The organism is Paenibacillus konkukensis (assembly GCF_023523925.1).
GTDB classification, from domain to species: Bacteria; Bacillota; Bacilli; order Paenibacillales; family NBRC-103111; genus Paenibacillus_S; species Paenibacillus_S doosanensis.
On record NZ_CP027059.1, the window covers coordinates 7,783,528 to 7,804,417 of the forward strand.

Annotated in this window: 17 protein-coding genes and 1 pseudogene; 9 read left to right on the forward strand and 9 right to left on the reverse strand. The window is 49.7% G+C overall.

Annotated features, from left to right (window positions below; genetic code table 11):
* Nucleotides 1–81: 81 nt before the first annotated feature.
* The 5 genes and pseudogenes from SK3146_RS34090 to SK3146_RS34110 all read left to right on the forward strand — a co-directional run.
* The gene (locus tag SK3146_RS34090) at nucleotides 82–990 is read left to right on the forward strand and encodes an ABC transporter permease (RefSeq protein WP_131011266.1); all 909 of its coding nucleotides are present in this window, start codon (nucleotides 82–84) and stop codon (nucleotides 988–990) included.
* Complete coding sequence (locus SK3146_RS34095) at nucleotides 984–1,844, forward strand: carbohydrate ABC transporter permease (RefSeq protein WP_249862971.1); 861 nt, start codon at nucleotides 984–986, stop codon at nucleotides 1,842–1,844. The genes SK3146_RS34090 and SK3146_RS34095 overlap by 7 nt, the downstream gene beginning before the upstream one ends.
* 91 nt (nucleotides 1,845–1,935) lie before the next feature.
* Complete coding sequence (locus tag SK3146_RS34100; protein WP_249862972.1) at nucleotides 1,936–3,435, forward strand: extracellular solute-binding protein; 1,500 nt, start codon at nucleotides 1,936–1,938, stop codon at nucleotides 3,433–3,435.
* 23 nt (nucleotides 3,436–3,458) lie between these two features.
* On the forward strand, nucleotides 3,459–5,786 hold the full coding sequence (locus SK3146_RS34105) for an FAD-dependent oxidoreductase (protein WP_249862973.1): 2,328 nt from the start codon (nucleotides 3,459–3,461) through the stop codon (nucleotides 5,784–5,786).
* 129 nt (nucleotides 5,787–5,915) lie between these two features.
* Nucleotides 5,916–6,026 (forward strand): annotated as a pseudogene (locus SK3146_RS34110) (inositol 2-dehydrogenase); the annotation flags it as partial.
* A 27-nt stretch (nucleotides 6,027–6,053) separates the two neighbouring features.
* Here SK3146_RS34110 and SK3146_RS34115 read toward each other — a convergent pair.
* The 5 genes from SK3146_RS34115 to SK3146_RS34135 form a co-directional block, all read right to left on the reverse strand.
* Complete coding sequence (locus SK3146_RS34115) at nucleotides 6,054–6,461, reverse strand: hypothetical protein (protein ID WP_249862974.1); 408 nt, start codon at nucleotides 6,459–6,461, stop codon at nucleotides 6,054–6,056.
* An 804-nt stretch (nucleotides 6,462–7,265) separates the two neighbouring features.
* Nucleotides 7,266–7,751 (reverse strand): hypothetical protein, encoded by a 486-nt coding sequence (locus SK3146_RS34120; RefSeq protein WP_249862975.1) that lies wholly within the window; start codon nucleotides 7,749–7,751, stop codon nucleotides 7,266–7,268.
* A gap of 29 nt (nucleotides 7,752–7,780) precedes the next feature.
* Entirely contained in the window at nucleotides 7,781–9,991 is a 2,211-nt protein-coding gene (locus SK3146_RS34125; protein WP_249862976.1) for a hypothetical protein, read from the reverse strand.
* Between the two features lie 158 nt (nucleotides 9,992–10,149).
* Complete coding sequence (locus SK3146_RS34130) at nucleotides 10,150–10,860, reverse strand: hypothetical protein (protein WP_249862977.1); 711 nt, start codon at nucleotides 10,858–10,860, stop codon at nucleotides 10,150–10,152.
* Nucleotides 10,861–11,088: 228 nt separating this feature from the next.
* Nucleotides 11,089–11,673 (reverse strand): DUF3238 domain-containing protein, encoded by a 585-nt coding sequence (locus SK3146_RS34135; RefSeq protein ID WP_249862978.1) that lies wholly within the window; start codon nucleotides 11,671–11,673, stop codon nucleotides 11,089–11,091.
* 3 nt (nucleotides 11,674–11,676) lie between these two features.
* Here SK3146_RS34135 and SK3146_RS34140 point away from each other — a divergent pair, with 3 nt between their 5' ends.
* The 3 genes from SK3146_RS34140 to SK3146_RS34150 all read left to right on the forward strand — a co-directional run bounded on the left by SK3146_RS34140 (nucleotide 11,677) and on the right by SK3146_RS34150 (nucleotide 14,325).
* Nucleotides 11,677–12,255: a PucR family transcriptional regulator gene (locus SK3146_RS34140; protein ID WP_249862979.1), complete on the forward strand. Its 579-nt coding sequence runs from the start codon at nucleotides 11,677–11,679 to the stop codon at nucleotides 12,253–12,255.
* Between the two features lie 258 nt (nucleotides 12,256–12,513).
* Nucleotides 12,514–13,044 (forward strand): orotate phosphoribosyltransferase, encoded by a 531-nt coding sequence (pyrE, locus tag SK3146_RS34145; RefSeq protein ID WP_249866526.1) that lies wholly within the window; start codon nucleotides 12,514–12,516, stop codon nucleotides 13,042–13,044.
* 162 nt (nucleotides 13,045–13,206) lie between these two features.
* Nucleotides 13,207–14,325 (forward strand): metallophosphoesterase, encoded by a 1,119-nt coding sequence (locus tag SK3146_RS34150; protein WP_249862980.1) that lies wholly within the window; start codon nucleotides 13,207–13,209, stop codon nucleotides 14,323–14,325.
* A 236-nt stretch (nucleotides 14,326–14,561) separates the two neighbouring features.
* Here SK3146_RS34150 and SK3146_RS34155 read toward each other — a convergent pair whose 3' ends face one another.
* The 4 genes from SK3146_RS34155 to SK3146_RS34170 form a co-directional block, all read right to left on the reverse strand.
* Nucleotides 14,562–16,550 carry a glycoside hydrolase family 127 protein gene (locus SK3146_RS34155; RefSeq protein WP_249862981.1) on the reverse strand — a complete coding sequence of 663 codons (1,989 nt, stop codon included), beginning with the start codon at nucleotides 16,548–16,550 and terminating at the stop codon, nucleotides 14,562–14,564.
* 28 nt (nucleotides 16,551–16,578) lie between these two features.
* Nucleotides 16,579–17,406 carry a carbohydrate ABC transporter permease gene (locus SK3146_RS34160; protein WP_249862982.1) on the reverse strand — a complete coding sequence of 276 codons (828 nt, stop codon included), beginning with the start codon at nucleotides 17,404–17,406 and terminating at the stop codon, nucleotides 16,579–16,581.
* Between the two features lie 15 nt (nucleotides 17,407–17,421).
* Nucleotides 17,422–18,378 (reverse strand): carbohydrate ABC transporter permease, encoded by a 957-nt coding sequence (locus SK3146_RS34165; RefSeq protein ID WP_249866527.1) that lies wholly within the window; start codon nucleotides 18,376–18,378, stop codon nucleotides 17,422–17,424.
* A 72-nt stretch (nucleotides 18,379–18,450) separates the two neighbouring features.
* On the reverse strand, nucleotides 18,451–19,788 hold the full coding sequence (locus SK3146_RS34170; protein ID WP_249862983.1) for an ABC transporter substrate-binding protein: 1,338 nt from the start codon (nucleotides 19,786–19,788) through the stop codon (nucleotides 18,451–18,453).
* Nucleotides 19,789–19,999: 211 nt separating this feature from the next.
* On the opposite strand from SK3146_RS34170, the gene SK3146_RS34175 reads away from it, so the two are divergent.
* On the forward strand, nucleotides 20,000–20,890 hold the full coding sequence (locus SK3146_RS34175; RefSeq protein WP_249862984.1) for a helix-turn-helix transcriptional regulator: 891 nt from the start codon (nucleotides 20,000–20,002) through the stop codon (nucleotides 20,888–20,890).

Consider the following 20,890-nt stretch of genomic DNA (forward strand, 5'->3'; position numbering starts at 1 on the left):
ATCGCTTCATATGTGCATATTTGCTGGCAATCGATCTTGATACAATGTAGGTGAGCTCAAGATCGACTACGAGGTGAATGTATGGAGTACCGTTTGAAAACATTGTGGAAGTTTAAAATGCTTTACTTATTTTTGATTCCGGGAATGATCTATTATGTTGTGTTTAGATATTTTCCCATGTACGGCGTGGTGATCGCTTTCAAAGACTTCTCCATCATGGACGGCATTGTTGGAAGCGGCTGGGCCAACCCGTGGTACAAACATTTTGTTTATTTTTACGAATCCCCTTATTTCACGCAGCTTCTCTCCAATACGCTGCTGATCAGCGTGTACAAGCTGGTGTTTGGGACAATACCGCCGATTGTGTTAGCTTTGCTGTTGAACGAATGTGCCGTTCGCTGGTTTAAGTCCTTTGTGCAAACGGTTACGTACATGCCTTATTTTTTGTCTTGGGTCATCATTTCCGGGATTCTGATCGCTTTGTTGTCGCAAAACTCCGGGGTCGTCAATTATTTTATCAAAGAAGCGGGCGGGGAATCGGTTCCGTTCCTGACATCGACGGAATACTTCCGAAGCATCCTCATTGCATCGGACATTTGGCAAAGCATCGGATACAACGCGATCATTTATTTGGCGGCGATTACCGGGATCGACGCGACGTTGTATGAAGCGGCCAGAGTGGACGGGGCGAGCCGGCTGCGTATGATTTGGAGCATTACGCTGCCGGGGATCCGCAACGTCATTATTTTGCTTGTTGTGCTGAAGCTGGGTCATATTATGGATGCCGGTTTCGAGCAGATTTACATTTTGTACAATATTCAAGTGTATCCGGTGGCCGATATTTTGGATACTTGGGTGTTTCGAACCGGGCTGCAGCAGATGAATTTCAGCCTCGCTTCGGCTGTAGGGCTGTTCAAGTCGGTTATCGGTTTGGTGCTGGTCGTTCTCGCCAACTCGCTTGCGAAGAGATGGGGGGAGAATGTATGGTAAAAGGCATCGAAGATAAAATTTTCAACACAATCGTGTATGTGCTGCTTGCGCTTTCGGGAGCATCCGTTGTTTTTCCGCTGATGTATGTATTGTCCGTATCCGTTACTCCGGTTGGCGAGGTTTTGAAAAACGGCGGATTTATTTTGATCCCAAGATCGGTCACCTTCACCGCTTATGCCAAGCTGCTGAGCGATTCGGTGCTTGTTCAATCGATCGGTGTCACGGTATTTATTACCGTTGTCGGCACGGTGCTGAATCTGATTCTGACCGCGCTGACCGCTTACCCGCTGAGCAGCAAGCAGCTGCCGGGGAGAAAAGCGTTTCTTTTCTTGATCGTGTTTACGCTCATTTTTAACGGAGGCATCATTCCGACTTACATTACCGTCAAATCAGTCGGACTGCTGGACAGCGCATGGGCGATGATTTTGCCCAATGTCATTTGGAGTTTCAACGTGCTGGTGATGAAAAGTTTCTTTGAAAATTTGCCCGACGAACTGTTTGATGCCGCCAATATTGACGGCGCCGGGGATGTAAGAGTGCTGTGGCAAATCGTGCTTCCGCTCAGCATGCCGGTGATGATGACCGTCGGTTTGTTTTATATGGTCGGTCATTGGAACGAATTTTTTCAAGCGATTATGTATGTTACCGATCGAACATTGTTTCCTCTGCAGGTGGTTGTGCGCGACATACTGATGCAATCCCAGCAGCCGCTTGATTCTGCGGAAAATATCGTGCCGACGCAAACGATGCAGATGGCTTCGGTTGTGCTCGCCAGCCTGCCGATCATTCTGGTGTATCCGTTTATCCAAAGGAAGTTTACCAAGGGATTGCTGCTCGGAGCCGTAAAAGGCTGAGGGGGCCGGTTGAAAGACCGGCCATCCGTCCGGTCTCAACATAAATCATATGCCATGGAAAGTGGGGGTTCATTTGAAAACGAAATCAATCATGTTGGCAGGTCTGGTTGCCGCTTTGGCTGCGGGGGCGTTTGGGTGCAGCAAGGGGCCGGCTGCGGCGAACGGGGACAAATCCGCTGCAGCAGCCGGGAACGACGGCAAAAAGTCGCTCCAGGTCGAAATCATCAGGCCGGGAAGCAATCTGCCGACGCCGGACAAAGACGTGATCAAGCAGGAAATGGACAAGGCGCTTGGGGCGTCCTATAACATGACGGTGTACGCCTCCTTGGACGATTACAAAAACCAGCTGAATGTACGGCTGACCGCAGGCAACTATCCCGATTTGTTCCTGGTTGACCGGCAAATGCTGAGCCAATACGTCAAGCAGAATCTCGTGCTTGATCTGGACAAATATAAGGACAAGCTGAAGCCGGCGCTTGATTTTATCGGAGACGCCGCCAAAAACGGCATGATCGACGGCAAGTTGTACGCGATCTCCCATACGCAGCAAAAACCGATGCAATCGTATTTCATTCGCAAGGATTGGCTGGACCTGCTTGGTCTGAAGCCGCCCGCCAATCTGGAGGAGCTGAAAGCCGTAGCCAAAGCGTTCACCGAAAAAGACCCGGACGGCAACGGCAAGCAGGATACGATCGGCATCACCGGTTCCAAGCTGGAGACGTTCCAGCCCATATTTGGGGCGTTTAACATCGCCATGCCAGGCTCTTTTGTCGTCAAAGACGGGAAAGTGACCAACTCCTTGTTTGATCCGGCGATGAAAGACGCATTAAGTTACATTCAAGGTTTGATCCAAGACAAGGTAGTTGATCCCGAGTTGCTGGGCAATACCGGCATGCAGCATCAGCAGAAGGCGATCATGGGGCAAGCGGGCATCATATATATCGACTGGGCCAATTTGACGAAAGAACAAATTATGGAGCAGATCAAAACGGTCAACCCCAAGGCGGAATGGATTCCGCTAACCCCTCCGGCGGGGCCGGGCGGACAATGGAACGGCACGTGGGATATCGGCACTTCGCCATATATTTTTTCCATCCCGAAAGCGCTGGAGAAAAATCCGGACAAACTGCAGAAGGTGTTTGACCTGATCAATTACGTTGCCGATCAGCAAACCGGAGGCCTGCTCGTGCAATACGGCGTCAAAGGGAAACATTACAACATGGAAGGCGACAAAATCGTGCCGACGGAGCTTATGGGCAAAGAGGTCGGTTACTCCTGGCTGTATCAATTTACCGGACGGCCGGAAATTAAATATTTGCAGTCCAAATTCGCCAGCCAAGCTCCGTATATCGATTTCTACAACAAGCAACCGCGGATCGAGGCATTAAACGGATTTGTCACATTGCCCGAAGGATTTAACAAAACCGACGTCGACCGGTATGTGGAAGAGGAGTTTGCGAAATTCATTTACGGAAAAAGAAGCTTGCAGGAATATGACAGCTTTGCCAATACGCTGAAAACAACGATGAATTATCAGGCGTATTTGGATGCGGCCCAGAAGCAGTTAAAACAAATGGGTTACGGCAACTAAACAACAACAGGAGGGTTACTGCGATGAAACAGAAGATCGAACATTATGACGTCGTTGTGTGCGGAGGAGGTTTGGCCGGATTTTGCGCCGCCGTTGCTGCGGCAAGGCATGGCGCGACGACCTGCCTAATCCATGACCGGCCCGTATTCGGGGGCAACAGCTCCTCGGAAATCCGCGTAACTACGCACGGAGCCGCCGCTTTTCACGCTTATGCGCGGGAAAGCGGCATCGTATCGGAGCTGCTCATTCAAGAGCGGGCGCTCAATCACGAGTTTATTAACGAAAACGGCTGGACGAACAGTGTATGGGACATGGTCATGTACGATATGGCCGTCAGCACCCCTAATCTGACTTTCCATCTGAATACTTCCGTGCAGGAAACAAAAATGAAGAACAAACGTTCGATTGAAGCGGTTGTTTGCCGGACAGCGAATGCTGAGGTTGAAATGATCGTTTACGGAAATACGTTTATCGATTGTACCGGTGACGGGGTTATCGCCGATATGGCCGGATGCGAATGGCGGCTTGGAGAAGAAGCGAGAGCGGAATTTGATGAAATGTTCGCTCCCGAGCAGGCCAGCAGCAATGTCATGGGCAGCTCCATCCATTTTAAAGCGATCGATATGGGACGGCCTTCGCCGTTTAAAGCGCCGGAATGGGCCTACCACTACGAAGATGCGAGTTTCTTTTACAAGCAGGGCCGTCCGCTGTTTAACACCGGACTGACGGATCGGTACCGCTCGGGGTATTGGTGGATTGAAATCGGAATGCCGTGGGATTCGATCTACGACAACGAAGAAATTCGCCACCAACTGACCCGGCATACGCTTGGCGTGTGGGACTGGATCAAAAATAAAGATCAGAAGCTGAAGGAAGTATTCGCCAATTATGCGCTGGATTGGATCGGTCAGGTGCCGGGCAAACGGGAAAGCCGCCGCATTATGGGGCAATATTTGATGACCGAACGAGATGCGCTGCATCATACGGTATTTCCCGACGAAGTAGCTTTTGGCGGTTGGAACATCGACCTGCACACCCCCGGCGGCCTGCTGGCGCCGACAAGCGAACCTGGAGCTGCGGAAGGGTACGCCTTAGTCAGCGATTTTATGCGTAAAAGCATCTGCGGTCCATATGGCATTCCGCTGCGGATGCTGGTCGCCAAAGATGTCGACAATCTGATGATGGCCGGCAGAAACGTCAGCGCCACCCATGCTGCTTTGGGCACAGTCCGGGTCATCGGCACAACGGCCGTGATGGGCCAAGCGGTCGGAACGGCTGCCGCTCTTGCGGCCAGCAAAGGCATTTCGGCTGCCGACGTGCCGGAGACGGCTATTGCTGAGCTGCAGCAGCAGCTGCTGCGCGATCACTGCTTTTTGCCGAACGTCAAAAATGAAGACCCGCTTGATTTGGCGCTTTCGGCGGCCATTACGGCGAGCAGCGAAGCGAAGTTTGCCGGCATCAGCCCGGATACGGCCGGCTACCACGAAGGCTTAAACGTATGGCTGTCGCAGCTGCAAACTTCGCATACGGATTTGCTGATGAAACGTCGCGGTCAATGGATTGCCGTAGCTACCGACAAGCTGGACAGCTTGCGGGTTTGTGTCAGCAACAATACGCAGCAAACGGAATATGTGCAGGCGTATGTCATGCAAGTCGACAGCATTTGGGATTATCGGATCGGAGCGCCGCAGCTCGCTCTCGCAGTGTTGGAAGTTCCGCCGGGAGCGCATCAATGGGTGGAGTGGAAGGTGGAGCTGTCTGCCGCAGCGGGGCTGCAGCCGGGCACCTATATCCGCCTCGATCTTGACGAGAACCCGAATGTGGAGTGGCATCGCGCTGGCAAAATCGAACCGGGCCACGTTTGTGGTTTTGACATGGGCGGAGGCAAGATGAGGCGTTACGATAACGGCATCTCGATGAGCGTTCAGGTCGATCCGCCGCAGCCGTGTTATTCGGCGGCCAATGTAGTCAGCGGGTACACCCGGCCTTACCGTTATACGAATCTGTGGAGGTCCGAGCCGGATACGCATCCGCTGCCGCAATGGCTGGAGCTGTCGTGGGAAGAGGAACACAACATTTCAACGGTCGAGTTGGCTTTTGCAGGAAACCTGCTGCGGGAATACCATGCTTACGAGCCGTTTTACCGCGATCCCCAATGCGTCAGAGATTACACGATCAGCGCATGGGTTGACGGCGAGTGGCGGGAGGTGCTGGCTTGCGAAGGGAACTACCAGCATAAGCGAGGGCATCGGCTTGACCGGCCCGTGGCGACAAACAAGCTGAGAATCACCGTGCTGGCGACAAACGGCGATCCGTCAGCTGCGATCTACGAGGTGCGCTGTTACGAATAAAGCGCAACATCGAATTCCAAGGCCTGCCATTAAGCGATCGATGGCAGGTCACAATGCACATCGAATATTATCGAAGAAACTTCTCTCAGAAGTTTTTCTTCAACCACCCGAAGAGAGCGAGGTGCTGCTATGAAACTTCAAATCGGTGTTATTGGAACGGGAGCGATCTGCCAGGATCATATCCGCAGAGTGACGAATTCGCTGGCTGAAGCGCAAATTGTTGCGGTCACGGACGTCGATGTGGGGCAGGTGCTAGGGCGGGGCATGCTATATTTTTCTTTTTGATTTCCTCTTTTCAAGCAGATCAATTGGACCATCTATCTTGCTAAGCCAAGTACTAAACTTTCGAATCATTTCATTTGGCATAAAGCGTGTTTCATAGTGGTACATGTTCTTTGAGTTCTCTGGCCTCGGAAAAATGTCACCGTATATTTTATAAGGTGCAGCAAGGAACTGAAAGCAACCATGTTCCGTTACAACGTTTAACTCCATACAAAAACCTTTTTCAGTAAGTGTATGAGCAAGAATTTCTGGCAAATCATCTTCACGGCCGAATTCTTTACAAAATGCATTCTGTGAATTCTGAATGAATGCTTCAATTTCTTCCATGCCAAAATTTTCCACTAAAGCATTTCTTTCAAATACAGAAATATTGATACCATTAGTCATTTTCATAATATTAACCCAACCCCAACCAAACAAGTTAAATATTCTTATTATTTCCAATAATCATTAACATAGACAGTGATACACAACAGTGTGACAAAATTATGATAGATAGGAGTAAAAATTTATCCCTTAACATTTTTATTTTTGCAACACAACCGAATCGAGCTCTATATTACCGGCACGAAAAATGCTTTCTCCGCCGGAACAGATGGCAACTTGGATTATTTTGAATATCAGTATGGTAGCAAGATATCTTCAAATTGCGGCGCTTTACAATTTTCATTCGAGCAACCCGCTTCCCAAGCGGGCCGCTCGTTTTTTTTTGCCGCGATGTCAATCTGGAATCGATTCTACACATCACGTGAACTTAAGAAATGCAAAGTCTAAACCAGTTTCACATATAGTCAGTTCGGCGTCATCATGCTACCATCCTCTTGAAGGGAAACAACGGCGCATACAGCTGCATAGAGTCGATTCATGAGCAAAGCGCTAGCCTGAAATTTATCCACGAAGGGGGAGCCCGGTTGAGTACGATCACAAGAGAACCACCGTTGACGCGGTTTGGCTAAAAAAAATAAAACGTTTTGCAGCAGCAGCAGATGGTCCAATAAGTTCCTGAAGAAGTGGCGAAATGACATATGTATAAAATACGAACTTTGCGAACAAGTACAGCGTTAAAGCGTTATAGTGGTAAAGCATTATGTCGGTTGACAAGAACTTGATGTCATAAATGACAAGAACATTATCCCATTCCCGACAAAAAAACATCGTCAGAAATTTTTGACGATGTTTTTAATAATTTATGTTTATTTACACAGTCAGCCTGGATACATATTTTTGAACGTAATTACGTAATTGTTTAGTTTCAACTGTTTGTTCATTCATCGCTATGCTCAAAGGTGTGAAAGATTTCATTAAGCGATAATCCATTCGTTTTGTGCTGGTTTCACATTTCATATCATTATTCATCTGCCTTAAAGATCCTTGTTCATTTAATATCACTTCAATTTGCTCAGATAATCCATCAACTTTTTGATGCTTGACAATGATTTTTGGTAGACTTTCGTCGGCCATCTTGTTGACCTCATTCCATGTAGGAACTCGAATGTCTTCAGAACTTTGTTTTGCTATGCTTAACCAATTATAAAAGAATTTTAAGCAGAGTTCTATTATGTATCGACTGATAATCCGATGGAATAGTCTTCTATCACCAATTTCTGCAAAACATTTTTGCCGGTAAAGTCTATCCATTAGATAATGAATATGGGGTTCCATTAACTTTGTTACCAAATCCATTCTCCTCGGTTGTATCATATCACTCTCCTTCATAGCCGAACTGTAGAAATGGTCGGTTTTAAGCAATGTATGTTTCCAAAAAACATAGGCATATGCGTATGGGCATATTCGAGGAAATTCAGGATGAAACAGTTATTATTCATAATGCTAATCTCCTGAAGAAACTCATCACTCCACCGGTTAATACTCGTAGCACTCTTTTCTTGGATTTTATAAGTAATCAGCGGTTCTTGAGAAAACATATGTAGTGATGTCGATCTTGGATTGAACAATAATTGAGTGGAAACCATAACCCCCTCACCTTCCCTTTCTAACCAGTTGATGACAGTGGGATCCAATATATTACATGTCAAAGCCCAGTCCTTCCACTGAGTTTCTGAAAACGTAGCTAATTGGAATCCACATCGACAGGTAAATGGATCTCCAAGCATGTCATCACTTAATAAAAACGGGATTTTATTGTAGCAACTCGGGCAGGTATCATCCAACCATTTCCTGTGAAATGGACAATGTTGAATTAATGTAAATTGATGTAACCAACTATGGTACCCATTTTTAATACATAGTTCACACCATCTAAGGTTCAAAGGAAACCAAGTGTCTACTCGCTCATTAAAGTTCTCAATAGGCTTTAAAATTTTGGATAGAGTTCTTGAATTATGTCCGACAAGATCACATTCCAAATATTGTTGTAATCGAAGTTGGTTAAATCCGCCTAATTGAATCAATTCCCTCCTACTGTGTCCAATTTTTCCGTTTTTGATTGTCTTTACTTCATTGTTGCCCATCTTGATCTTTGTCTGTGATAACAGATACTCATGATAAACAAAAATCGGATCATCCCATTGTGTAAAGTGAATCAGTCTCTTAGCTTTTAACAGGTTTATCGCTTTCCTCATTTGTAACGTGTGAGGGGTTAATGACCACTTACCAGCTGCGACGAGTTCACCTAATTCACTTCCATCTGGAAGATACACCCGGATAGTCCGAAGATCGTCAACATTTACATGGACAATAATCTTCGTATTAATCAGATGTGCGGATTGAGCTAACAATTCATTTCGATATTCTACTCCCATATATTCGATATACGGACGCTTTCCAGACTTATGGCTGCCACGAATTGTTCTGGGTTGTTCAATTCTGGTAAATTCAACTTCTGCACGTTTAGACTCATCTAACAATCTAGGTAACATCCCCTTATTTAGCCTTTGTTCCAACGCATCAAGTGGTGAATTATAAAACAGTGCACCATGCGGAGTGCCATTGTAATTTGAAACGACAACATCGAGAAGTTCCTCCAAATGCTCGTATGTCATTTTATACTGAATGGCCTTTTTCTCTGGTTCGTCCCGACGAGGGTCATTGGGATGGCTTCCAGTTGTGTTAACCATACGTTGAATGCTGCTTGATGTTAGAGTCTGATGGAAACGTTCAATATGAGGTCGTCTCATTGGCCTATCGACTGCACCTAAACATGTTGTACACCCAATTAAATTACGAAATCGTTCTCTCACCATCTCCGCAAGATGGGCTTTGGCGTTATCAAAATAAACAACATCCCATACTGCCCACTTGATTACAGGGAAACGTTCTGATGGATACCCACCTGTAGGTTGATAAGAAAGTCCATCAATAGTTAAATTTTTCTTTTTTACGGGTATTACTGCCTTTTTCGCGGCAATCATAACATCGCTTGCGTTATATTCCTTGTTCAAACAAATATGTGGCCTTCCAATTATGGTGTTTGTAGCTCGGTCAATAAAACTTAAAAACCAAAGTCGTTCTAATGCAAGTACTGCTTCGTCTCCCTCTAGGGTTTTTATGATAATCACGTACTTCCCATCAATTCTATGGCCATCAAACTCCACATGTTGGTAAGGCGTTATGGTCTGAGGATAATTCAGTTGCCCTTTCCCTGAGTTTTTGGCTTTTTGCTCCGCGTCGTGCCCGTATCGGGACGATGATTGACCGAAATGAGTGTCTCTAAGATGTACTAAGTAACGGCACAGTGCTTTATAGCCTAAGTGTGTCGTATTGAATGGGTACTGATTTCGAGAAACTCCAATCTCTTTACATTTATCAATAAACTTCTTGTGAATATATTTGGGCTTCATAACCGGTTCAGTGAGTTTCTTACTTCCGAAAAACAATTTCTTAATTTCGTCTCTAATTAATGGATATTTCTCGAGAAGTAACTCAAACTCACCAGTTTTTCTTGACTCATTATTAGCAGTCAAAAGAAAATATAAGCTTTATGTATCATACTATTGCTTCAAGCTAATCCGCCGCGGCACACGTGTTGAGCAAATTTCATGTTGTGGATGGGGCGGCGGACAAAGAGAAAACCACAACGCGAGGGTTAAGGGTTAGGTCGCATTGTGGCATTATTGTCATATCATAGATTTTCTGCTTTTCTTGCAACAAAAAAGCGAATACTACCTATGATTAATAAGATAACTCCTACAGAGAATATACCTGTTGGATAAACAATTGGAAACAAAATATTGGGCAACAAATATGAAATATCTGATTTGAATCCAATAAATGAATTTGATTGAGATGAAAGTTGTACGAGTTTCACGCCTAATAAATGATCTCCTCTATCTATATATGAAAAAATTTCTTCACTTACCTGTTTATCTGACTCAACATAAAGAACGCGCCATTTTTGAGCTTGCATATTTTCTTCGATATTTTCTCCTTTCTTCCAATCACCTGTTAGCCTTTGAATTATGGCCAATTGGTTCTTATTTTTTTTCTTATCATAAATTTTTAATATATTTAGCCATGATAAATAATCACTGTCTTTCGTAATATTTGGTTTTAGCCACGCTTCTGTCGGGAATGATGCCTCTTTGCCGTTAACCATAATAGAAATACTCATTATATGTTTAACTTCTTTTGCTAATACTCCTTTTGGAGCTTCAACTCCACTATCTTTTGTAAGTACTTCAATGATATTATTTTCCCAATTAATAGGTGAGGCAAGGTCATGAGAAGATTGAACTGGTTTGCCGATTTGTCCTTCATTTCGTATGTTTATTACTGGCTCTATTACGTATTTGGTATTAATATAAGACTCCAAAAAAGATTCTCGAAGCATCAAGAATAGAGGATAGAACGAAAGTAAAATCATACTTACTCCAATTATTGTTGTCATTATCCATTTTTTTTTTTTTCAATTGGCATTCACACCCCAAACAGAAGATAATAGAAGGTTAGGTCTTAACTCCATACCTAACCTCCCAAAATTTAACAAAATTATAAAAATATTTGCTAGAGTGCTACCAAACATCATTCTTAATTAAATGATACATATTTCTGATATCCTTTATTATTTTGGGTTATAAGTAAAATGATTTACATTCATGCCTCGCGTGAAGGCCAAATTGATAAATGGATTAACAGGTGCCGGGGTCGCAGCTTCTCTATACATGGTGTTAAAGCTACCACCATTAATACTAATATAACCCTCATATGATGGAAAGAAGTCTGTTTGATAAAAAACTAAGACATCACTCTGGTTAGTTATATCAACTCTCACCCAGGAATCTAACGAAGGAGCCCACCGTGAAAGTTCGTTGCTCGCTGATGTAAACGCATTTAGCATACCGCCATTCATACTAATTGACATACCACTATTACTATCACGTTTTTCTGCTATTACTTTCCCGCTACCATCAACTCTTTGAGTAACTGTAACATAATTAAACCCTACAACCGAATTGTTATCAAGATTCATTACTCCGTATTGTAGCGTTTTTACATTAAGATCATTAACCCCAAATTGCCTATCCTTACCATTTCCCAAATATACATCACCCCATGGATCTTTTCCTGAATTTAGGCGATCCGCAGGGCCGAAGAGGCAGTGCTGCGCCGCAGCTCGCGCAAGCCGGAGATCGCCTTTGTCCAACATGCGATGGTACTGCTGATTCCTCAGCCTGAGGCCGGGACGGAGCAGGCAGGCCCGGATGCTCGAGGGGCGGGGAAACAGAGACGGATGGACATCGCGCAAGCTCTTCGCGCCAGCCTGACGGATGAGTTCGAGGCTCAAAGATGCGTTGTTGGCATCGGCCGAAGTTACGAGGGGCTGGAAGGAATCCGCCAAGGCTACCGGGAGGCCGTGAAAGCGGTTCGGCTAGGTTCTAAATCTCAGGCGGAGGAAGGCTGCGTATATTACGGAGATTTGGGCGTGTACCGCTTGCTCCATCCGCTCTATCACGAAGAAGAACTGAAGCGGCTGTACGAGGAAACGATAGGCCCGCTCGTTCAATATGACCGGATGCACAGCGGCCGGCTGGCGGAAACGTTATCCGAGTTTTTTGCCTGTAACGGCTCCTTGGCCGACACCGCGGAGAAGCTGTATATTCACGTCAATACGATCAAATACCGGCTGGATAAAATCGCCCAGTTGACCGGCTGCCGCGTGCATGATGCGGAGGAAAGGCTGCTGCTTCATATGGGACTGAAAATATATCATTATTTGCAATCGGAATAATTGAACTGTCCATACCGACAAAAAGTCGGTATTTTTTTTGTCCTTATCGACATATTCAAGAGCGCTTGACGGCTGGTATGATGCAAAAGGATTGAAAAGCGCGGTGGCACAGTGAGCGAAAGAGCTGGGCTGGAGACGGGGCGGCATCGCGGGCGCCATTGCGGCCGGACGCCGGCTGCAATGACGAGCGGAAGCCTTAATGACCGCAGGCCGCGCATGACCGCATCGCACGGCGCTAAAAAACGGAGGGATCGCATGATGGAGAAGAACAAGCTGGCTGAAGCGATGGTGGAGGCCGCATATGTAACGGGAACATTCCGGTTAAGGTCGGGACGCACGGCGGATCATTATTTCGACAAGTTTCAATTCGAATCGGACCCGAAGCTGCTCTCGGCTATTGCGGAGCAATTGGCCGCGATGATTCCGGCAGGAACCGAAGTGCTTGCCGGGCTGGAGCTGGGCGGCGTTCCTATTGCGGCGGCACTCTCGCTGCGGACCGGGCTGCCGGCGGCGTTCGTAAGAAAAGCGGCCAAAGATTACGGAACCTGTAAGCTGGCGGAAGGCGCAGCCGTCCAAGGGAAAAACGTATGCATCATTGAAGACGTCGTGACGACGGGAGGGCAAATCCTGCTTAGCCGCAGCGACTTGGCCGCTTTGGGAGCCGAAGTGAAGCATGTGCTCTGCGTCATTGAACGGGACCTTCAAGGAAGAATTAACCTTGGAAACGAGGGGCTGGAACTCAGATCGCTGTTTCGGATGGAGGAGCTGCCGCTGCCGAACGCACGTTAATACGATAATATGCTGACGCAAGGGGAGAAATGGAGAAGCAATTTTCCGCCTCTGCCGCTCTTGCGCGAGGGGAGGAGGCATTCGCCGGACGCAGCAGTTGAGAACCGGTGCCGGAACGTAATATAATGTTGGAAATGGACATGACGGAGGAACCGGGGACAGATGAATTTTATTCCAGTACTGCTGCTTTTTGTTCTTATCAACGGTTATATCGGCGGGCACGGCGCTTTTCTTCTGGCGCATTACGGCGCAGCGTTTCCTATGACGCTGTATTGGGTGTTATTTGCGGTCCTTGTCTTCTCCTACTTGATCGGCAGGTCGCGCTTATTGAAGGGGCCGCTCGGACGGCTGCTCAAAGTGATCGGCTCTTATTACTTTGCCGTGATGGAATTCGCTTTCCTGCTGCTGATCGCCGCCGATTTGATCGCTTTGACGTGCAAGCTGGCGGGTGCGGAGCCGGGCGTATATATTCCCGTTCTTGCATGGGGAGCAGCCGCCGTTCTCGTTATTTTACTGCTGCGCGGCTCATGGAACTCTTGGACTCCGGTGGTGCGGAAGTACGAGCTTCAGGTGAACAAGCAAGTCCGCGGCATGAAGGAATTGCGGGTGTTAGTGGCTTCGGACATTCACCTCGGCAATATCGTCGGCAAGCGGCATTTAAGCAAGCTGGTGAAGCATGCGGAAAACACCAAGCCGGATCTTATTCTGCTGCCGGGCGATGTGATCGACGATTCGATCGAGCCGTATATCCGCAACGGCATGTCCGAAGTGATGCGGCGGCTGAAGGCGCCGCTCGGCACGTATGCCGTGCTCGGCAACCATGAGTACTACGGCGGCCATATCGAGGAATATGTGAAGCAGATGGAGGCTATCGGCATCAAGGTGTTGAGGGACGAGACAGTCGGCGTTCAGAATGCCGTCCTTATCGCCGGGCGCAAAGACAGAACCGCGGAAAGATCGGGCGGCTCGGGCAGGCTGAGCGCCGCCGAGCTGTTGAAGGACGCCGATTCTTCACGTCCGATTATTATGATGGATCACCAGCCGTACCAGTTCGCCCAAACGGCGGCCGCCGGGGTTGACGTGCTGTTATGCGGACATACGCACCGCGGGCAATTCGCCCCGAACCATTGGATCACCCGCAGGCTGTTCGAGCTGGATTGGGGTTATATGCGCAAAGAGGCGATGCATGTCGTCGTCTCGTCGGGCTTCGGCAGCTGGGGACCGCCGATCCGGCTGGCGAGCCGGTCGGAAATCGTTGAGCTTGTGATTCGGTTTGATTGAATGATTGCCTCTACGATTTTCTATCCTGTGAAAAAATATTAAAGAACGAGGTCTCCGGAAGGGGACCTCGCTCTTTGTATGCGGTCATTTTGCATCGTGCAGCGGAATGAAGCCGATTGGCATCTATTGGACGCGACAGCGGCAGATGCTTTTTATGCCGATTTTCCGCAAGCAGCCTTTGGATGTGACAGTAAGACATCCCTTGACCCGCAGGGCATAAAGGAGGTAACCGCCGCTTAACCGTTCTCCCTGATCCAGACGGTCATCTCTCCGCGTGACCGGTTGCTCCAGGCGAAATAAGGAATCGCCGTAATAGGGACGGCCGTGCGGCTGTAGCTTTGCGTCGTATAGAGCGCTTGACCGCTCTCCGCCGGCACAACGCTGCGCGTTCCGATACCGCTCAAGACGGCCACGCCGCCCAGCAGCTTCTCGTCGAAATGGACGTCGAATTCGGCATCGGCCGCAATCGCAATATCGTGCAGGTTGGCTCCGTTGTCGGCCTCTTCGAGGCAGTATACGACGGGGCCGCGCTGCAGGGCCGCTTTGCCCGCATTTGCCGGGACGAGAGGGCTCGAATACATCCGCTCCACCGGCATATCGAGCGAGAGCTCGATGCGGACGCCGGGCTGCCATACTCTGCGCAGCTTGACGTATCCGTTATCGTGAGCGGCAGCGTCGGCCTCCTGGCCGTCTACGCGGATGGCCGCCTGCCTGCACCAGCCGGGGATGCGCAGCGCCACCGTGAATTCGCAAGGCTCCGCCGGAGTCACCTCCAGAGTCACCTGTCCGTCCCACGGATAGTTCGTTTGCTGCGACAGACGTACTTGGTTACCGTTCACTTCGGCCTCGAACTCGCTTCCCGCATACAGGTGAACATAGATTTCGCCGCCGTCCTCCTGCTGCGAATATAGATACTGCCCCAGCGAAGCAATCAGCCGGGCGATGTTAGGCGGGCAGCAGGCGCAGCCGAACCAAGGCTGCCTCGTCACCTTGACCGATTTCATGTCATTGCGGAAATCGGCCGCGCTCGGCCATACCTCCAGCGGATTGACGTAGAAGTAGCTTTTGCCGTCGAGCGAGATGCCGCTCATGACACCGTTGAACAGAGCCAGCTCCATGACGTCGGTATACTGCCGGTCTTTTTCGATTTGCAGCATGCGCTGCGCCCAGAACATCAGGCCGATAGCGGCGCATGTCTCCGTGTAGGCGCGGTCGTTGGGCAGATCGAACGGCACGGTGAACCGTTCCTCGAACGCGGAGGAGCCGATCCCGCCGGTGACGTACATTTTGCGGCGGACCGTATCCTGCCACAGCTCCTTGCAGGCGTTCATCAGCTGTTCGTCGCCGTACTGCGCCGCCAGCTCCGCCATCGCGCTGTACAGATAGACGGCCCGCACGGAATGACCTTCCGCCGTCCGCTGCTCGCGTACCGGCAGGTGCGCCTGGAAGTAATCGTACAACCGCTTTTTCTGACCCGGCGTGTCCCGTCTCAAGTCCCCGGCGGCGATGCGCTCGTCGGCTTCGAGATCGAAGAAATGCGGCTGCTGTCCGCGCTCGTCAACGAAAAACTTGCTGAGCTCCATATAGGCGTCATTGCCCGTGGCGCGCGCCAGCTTAATCAGCGCCAGCTCGATTTCGGGATGCCCGTCATATCCCCGCTTCTGGCCGTCATCCCTGCCGAACACCTCGGCGATATAGTCGGCATATCGGCTCATAATATCGAGAAACTTGCGCTTGCCCGTCGCCTCGTAATAGGAGACGGCCGCTTCCATCAAATGTCCCGCGCAGTAAAGCTCATGATTATCGCGGAGATTCGTCCACCGTTTGCCGGGCTCCTTGACGGTATAGTAGGTGTTAAGATAACCGTCGGGCTGCTGCGCGCGTCCCAGAAGGTCGATCACTTCGTCGGCGATCCGCTCCAGCTGCGGGTCCGGTTGGGTGGAGAGCACGAACCCGACCGTCTCCAGCCATTTGCCGAGGTCGCTGTCCTGGAACACCATGCCGTAATATTCGCCCTCCGCTTCCTTGGCCGCCAGCCGGAAGTTTTCGATCGTATGGCTCGGCTCGGCGCCCGGAATGGCGTCGTTCAAGGCGTCCCATTGGTAAGGAACTACCGTTTCCGTTACATTGCGCTGCCGGGAGGACCAGAACGTATCGGTCATGCGCACCTGCTTGAGGGAAGCGGGCTTCATAAAGGTTTTGAGCGGTTTGGTTGTTTTTTCCATGAATAGGATCGTCCTTTCGCAAATAAATTTACTCGCCTTTGAGACCGGATAACGTCACGCCTTTAATAAAGAAATCCTGCGCCAGCAAAAAGATGACGATCAGCGGAATCATCGTGATCACGGTACCGGCCATCAGCACCGGCCAATCGGTGGAATACATGCCCTGCATGGAGGCGAGACCCAGCGGTAGGGTCATTTTTTCCTGCGAATTAATATAAACCAGCGGCGCCAGAAAATCGTTCCATGAGCCCATGAAGACGAAGACGCCGAGCGTAGCCATGGCAGGCTGGGACAGCGGAACGAAGATCCGCCAATACATGCCGAACGGCGTGCAGCCGTCCATTTTGGCGGCGTCCTCCAGGGCGGCGGGCACGGTCATGAAAAACTGGCGCAGCAAAAACGTGCCGAAGGCGGACACCAGCGCAGGGAGGACCAGCGACCAGTGGGTGTCGACCAGATTGTAATGCCGCATCACGATAAAATTCGGGATCATCATCACCTGCGCCGGCACCATCATCGTAGCGAGATACAGAGCGAACAGCGTATCGCGGCCCTTGAACCGCAGTCTGGCAAAGACAAAGCCGGCCATGGAGCTCGTAATCAGCTGCGCGATCACGATGATGACGGTAATTTTCAAGCTGTTCAGAAAGTAAACGCCGAACGGAAAGCGGTCGGCAATATGCCAATAATTGTCCCAGCGGAGCTCTTGACCGAACGGCTTGGGCGGGAACACGAACACTTCGCTCAGCTGCTTCAGGGAGGTGCTTACCGTCCACAGGAAAGGAAGGATCATGGATACCGCTCCGGCCATCAGAATCAAGTGGGCGGTTAAGTTCAGCGCGGTCTGCTTTTTCATCGCAAGCTCCCTCCTTTAGTAGACGCTCCACTTTTTTTGGTACCAGAACTGAACGAGCGTTACGATAAACACCATGAAGAACAGAACGTAAGCCATTGCGCTGGCATAGCCCATGTTGAAATATTTAAAGGCGTTCTCGTATAAATAATGGACGATGACGGAGGTAGAACGAGCCGGGCCGCCCTGCGTCATCAGGAAAACCGTGTCGAATACTTGAAACGAGCCGATAAACGACATCACCGTAACAAAAAACGTCGTCGGAGACAGCAGCGGAATCGTCACATAGAGAAATTGATGGAGCTTGCCTGCCCCGTCCAGCTCGGCTGCCTCGTAGTAGCTCTCGGAGATGCCTTGCAAACCGGCGAGGAAGATGAGCATGTTAAAGCCTGCGTTCTTCCATATGCTCGTCAGGATGACGGCGGGCATCGCCCAAGCGGTGCTGGTCAGCCAGTTCGGCCCGTGGATGCCGACCAGCCCGAGAAAGTAGTTCAGCAATCCGTATTCCGGATTGTAGATGAACTGCCATACGACGGCCACGGCTACCATCGACGAGACGACGGGAAGAAAGTATGCCGCCCGGTAAAACTTCTTGAACCGGATGTTCCGGTCGAGCGCAACGGCAAGCAGCAGCGAGATGACCATGCCGAGAGGCACTGAAACTCCCGCGAAGTAGATCGTATTCCAGAATACTTTGACGAACGTCTCGTCCTTGATCAGGTTGACGTAATTATCCGTGCCGACCCATTCGATGGGCGAGAGCATATCCCAGGACGTGAAGCTGAGCAGGAAGGAGCCGAGCACCGGAATCAGCGTAAAAGCGAGAAATCCCAATATATTAGGCGCAAGGAGCAGCAGCGCCCACGCGCCGTCCTTCTGAAACCATTTGCGCAGCGTCTTGGCGAGACCGGCCCGGCCGATTGTAGGACGCACGGCTTCCGCTCCGGCCGGACCGGAATGATCGGGAGCATTCATCAACAAAATCACCTCTTTCCTCACTAGAGCATTCCGTTACCGTTCTGAGGCAAGGAGGCTCTGCGGTTCGGGTTATTTGGCAAGCTCGGCGTTGGAGCGCGTCTCGATATTTTTCAACGTATCGTCGACGCCTTGGCCGGAATACCACAGCTTATCCGTTTCTTCCGTGATGATGTCATTGACTTTATTTTGAGTGATCATCGGGAAGGGATACGCATCCGCGTTGGCGAAGTAGGGGATCAGCTCTTTAAAGCCGGCCGGATGGACTTTGTCGTTAAACCATTTTTTGATGCCATCCTCGGTGTACAGCGATTTGCGGTTCGGCATCCACAGCCCTTCTTTAATATTGGCGATCTGGTAATCCTCGGAAGACAAAAACTTCAGCAGTTCCCAAGCTTCCTTGGGATGGGCGGTTTTGGCGGAAGCGGCGTGCACGTGCGCCTGACCTGTCGTTTTGGCTTCCTTGAAGGTCGGAAGGGCGGCTACCCCGATCGGGAAGCCCATCGTCGCGAGCTCTTGAAGCGCCCAGGAGCCGTCGGCCACCATCGCGACTTTGCCGGTCTGCAGCATCTGGTTCGCTTTCATTCCTACGCTCTCCAGCGTCTTGGCCGTCGGCGAGGCGCCGTCCTTGACCCGGAGGTCGAAGATGCTCTGCATCACCTGTTTCACTTCAGGGGTGTTGATGTTCATTTTGTTATAATCCTTGTTGAACAAACTGCCGCCGTTGGATAAAATTTCTGCTGTGCCCACATAAAAGTTTTCGAAGCCAAACGCCCCGTACTGCGCGACCTTATCGCCTTCACGGACCGTCAGCTTCTTGGCGGCGTCGACAAATTGGCTCCACGTCCAGGCTTTGTTCGGATCGCTCGGAGGATACGCAATCTTCGCTTTGTCAAATACGTCCTTGTTGTAGTAAAGTACAGGGGAAACGATACAGCTGCTCACGCCGTAAATTTTGCCGCCGATGCTCATGATCTGGGCGGAGGAGGGGACGAAGTCGTCCAGCGACATGTCCTTGTTGAAATTGTCGGTCAAATCCAGCAGCACATTCCGTTTCTGAAAGGCACGGTATTCCGTAGCGCCGAGGAAGAAGACGTCGGGTGCGGCGTTGCCGGCGAGCATCGTCAGCAATTTTTGCGGATATTGCGTGTTGGGCACGGGCTGGTAGTCGACCTTAATGTTCGGATGCTGGCTCATAAACTGCTCCAGCCCTTTTTTGACGGATTGGGTTTCCAGGGGACTGGCTTCCCAGCCCATAAACTTCAAGGTCACCGTTTCTCCATCCGCTCCTTTCGACGGAGCCGCCCCCTTATCGGCGGAGCTGCCGCCGGTGCCTGCATTCGAGTTAGAGCATGCTGTAAACAATAGCGAGCTTGCCAAAACCGCAGAAGCCATTCGCAGCTTTTTCAATGAACAGACCCTCCTTCAAAAAAATGTAGTGAAGGCAAACATCGATTGCTTGATGCGGGTATCCTTAGTTCGTCTATAATCCTATCTTAGCATCGGAACGAAGACTTGTAAGTAGCGGGACACTCACATTAGGTAGACAAATTCGATTTATATAAAAGCGCTTCCATGATTCGATCCATTTTGACAAAATCCTTGAAGGAGGGAATTACGGGTGAACTATTTGAAAATCAATATTGAAAAGCCCGCGGAGTTTGTGTCGGGAGGCCTGTTCGTCTCCGACGTTCCCTGGACGCATTCCCGAAGAATCGTAGATTCCTTCGAGATCATTATCGGGATCAGCGGGTGCCTGTACATATCGCAAGGCCAGGCGGAGTACGAGGTGAAGCCCGGCGACGTGCTTCTGATCCTGCCCGGACAAATGCATCAGGGGTACCGGATGTGCGAGAGCGGCATTTCGTTTTATTGGTTTCATTTCACGGCCGACCGCGAATATGCGCTGCTCGACGAGCATCAGTTATCCGAGGAGCTGTCCAAGCTCAACAAACCGGATTCCGCCAAAATGTTCTCCGAAGCGTACATCCCGCTCTTCTACGCGCCGTCCCGGGTGGAGCGGGTGAACATCCTGTTCCAGCAGCTGCAGCATGTCGTCAATTCCAACTACTACACGCGGCAGGCCGCCCACTACATCGCCACATCCTTGCTGATCGAGCTGTCCGAGCAAATGATCAAAGATTACTACAATTCCTCCAAGCTGCCGCAAGGGGACAAAATCATCTCCGAAATGATCGAATGGATTCGCGTACATATGAGAGAAGATATATCCGTCAGCGACGTCGCGGAGAAATTCACCTACAACAAAGATTACTTGTCGCGCTTCTTCAAGAAGAGGACGGGGTTTCATTTGCAGGAGTACATCCATTTGATGAAAATGTCCAAAGCGAAGGAGCTGCTCACGCGCAGCTCGCAAAGCATCAAGGACGTCGCCGAATTCGTCGGCTTCCGGGACGAGAAATATTTCATGCGGCTGTTCAAAAAATACGAGAACATGACCCCGACCGAGTACCGCCAAGCCTTTTACAAAATCCATATGAACAATCATTAG

What these genes read in the sequence shown, in the direction of transcription:
- SK3146_RS34090 (WP_131011266.1), top strand. Translation starts at nt 82, where the DNA reads ATGGAGTACCGTTTGAAAACATTGTGGAAGTTTAAAATGCTTTACTTA.
- SK3146_RS34095 (WP_249862971.1), top strand. Translation starts at nt 984, where the DNA reads ATGGTAAAAGGCATCGAAGATAAAATTTTCAACACAATCGTGTATGTG.
- SK3146_RS34100 (WP_249862972.1), top strand. Translation starts at nt 1,936, where the DNA reads ATGTTGGCAGGTCTGGTTGCCGCTTTGGCTGCGGGGGCGTTTGGGTGC.
- SK3146_RS34105 (WP_249862973.1), top strand. Translation starts at nt 3,459, where the DNA reads ATGAAACAGAAGATCGAACATTATGACGTCGTTGTGTGCGGAGGAGGT.
- SK3146_RS34115 (WP_249862974.1), bottom strand. Translation starts at nt 6,461, where the DNA reads ATGAAAATGACTAATGGTATCAATATTTCTGTATTTGAAAGAAATGCT.
- SK3146_RS34120 (WP_249862975.1), bottom strand. Translation starts at nt 7,751, where the DNA reads ATGGATTTGGTAACAAAGTTAATGGAACCCCATATTCATTATCTAATG.
- SK3146_RS34135 (WP_249862978.1), bottom strand. Translation starts at nt 11,673, where the DNA reads ATGTTGGACAAAGGCGATCTCCGGCTTGCGCGAGCTGCGGCGCAGCAC.
- SK3146_RS34140 (WP_249862979.1), top strand. Translation starts at nt 11,677, where the DNA reads ATGGTACTGCTGATTCCTCAGCCTGAGGCCGGGACGGAGCAGGCAGGC.
- pyrE (WP_249866526.1), top strand. Translation starts at nt 12,514, where the DNA reads ATGGAGAAGAACAAGCTGGCTGAAGCGATGGTGGAGGCCGCATATGTA.
- SK3146_RS34150 (WP_249862980.1), top strand. Translation starts at nt 13,207, where the DNA reads ATGAATTTTATTCCAGTACTGCTGCTTTTTGTTCTTATCAACGGTTAT.
- SK3146_RS34155 (WP_249862981.1), bottom strand. Translation starts at nt 16,550, where the DNA reads ATGGAAAAAACAACCAAACCGCTCAAAACCTTTATGAAGCCCGCTTCC.
- SK3146_RS34160 (WP_249862982.1), bottom strand. Translation starts at nt 17,406, where the DNA reads ATGAAAAAGCAGACCGCGCTGAACTTAACCGCCCACTTGATTCTGATG.
- SK3146_RS34165 (WP_249866527.1), bottom strand. Translation starts at nt 18,378, where the DNA reads ATGAATGCTCCCGATCATTCCGGTCCGGCCGGAGCGGAAGCCGTGCGT.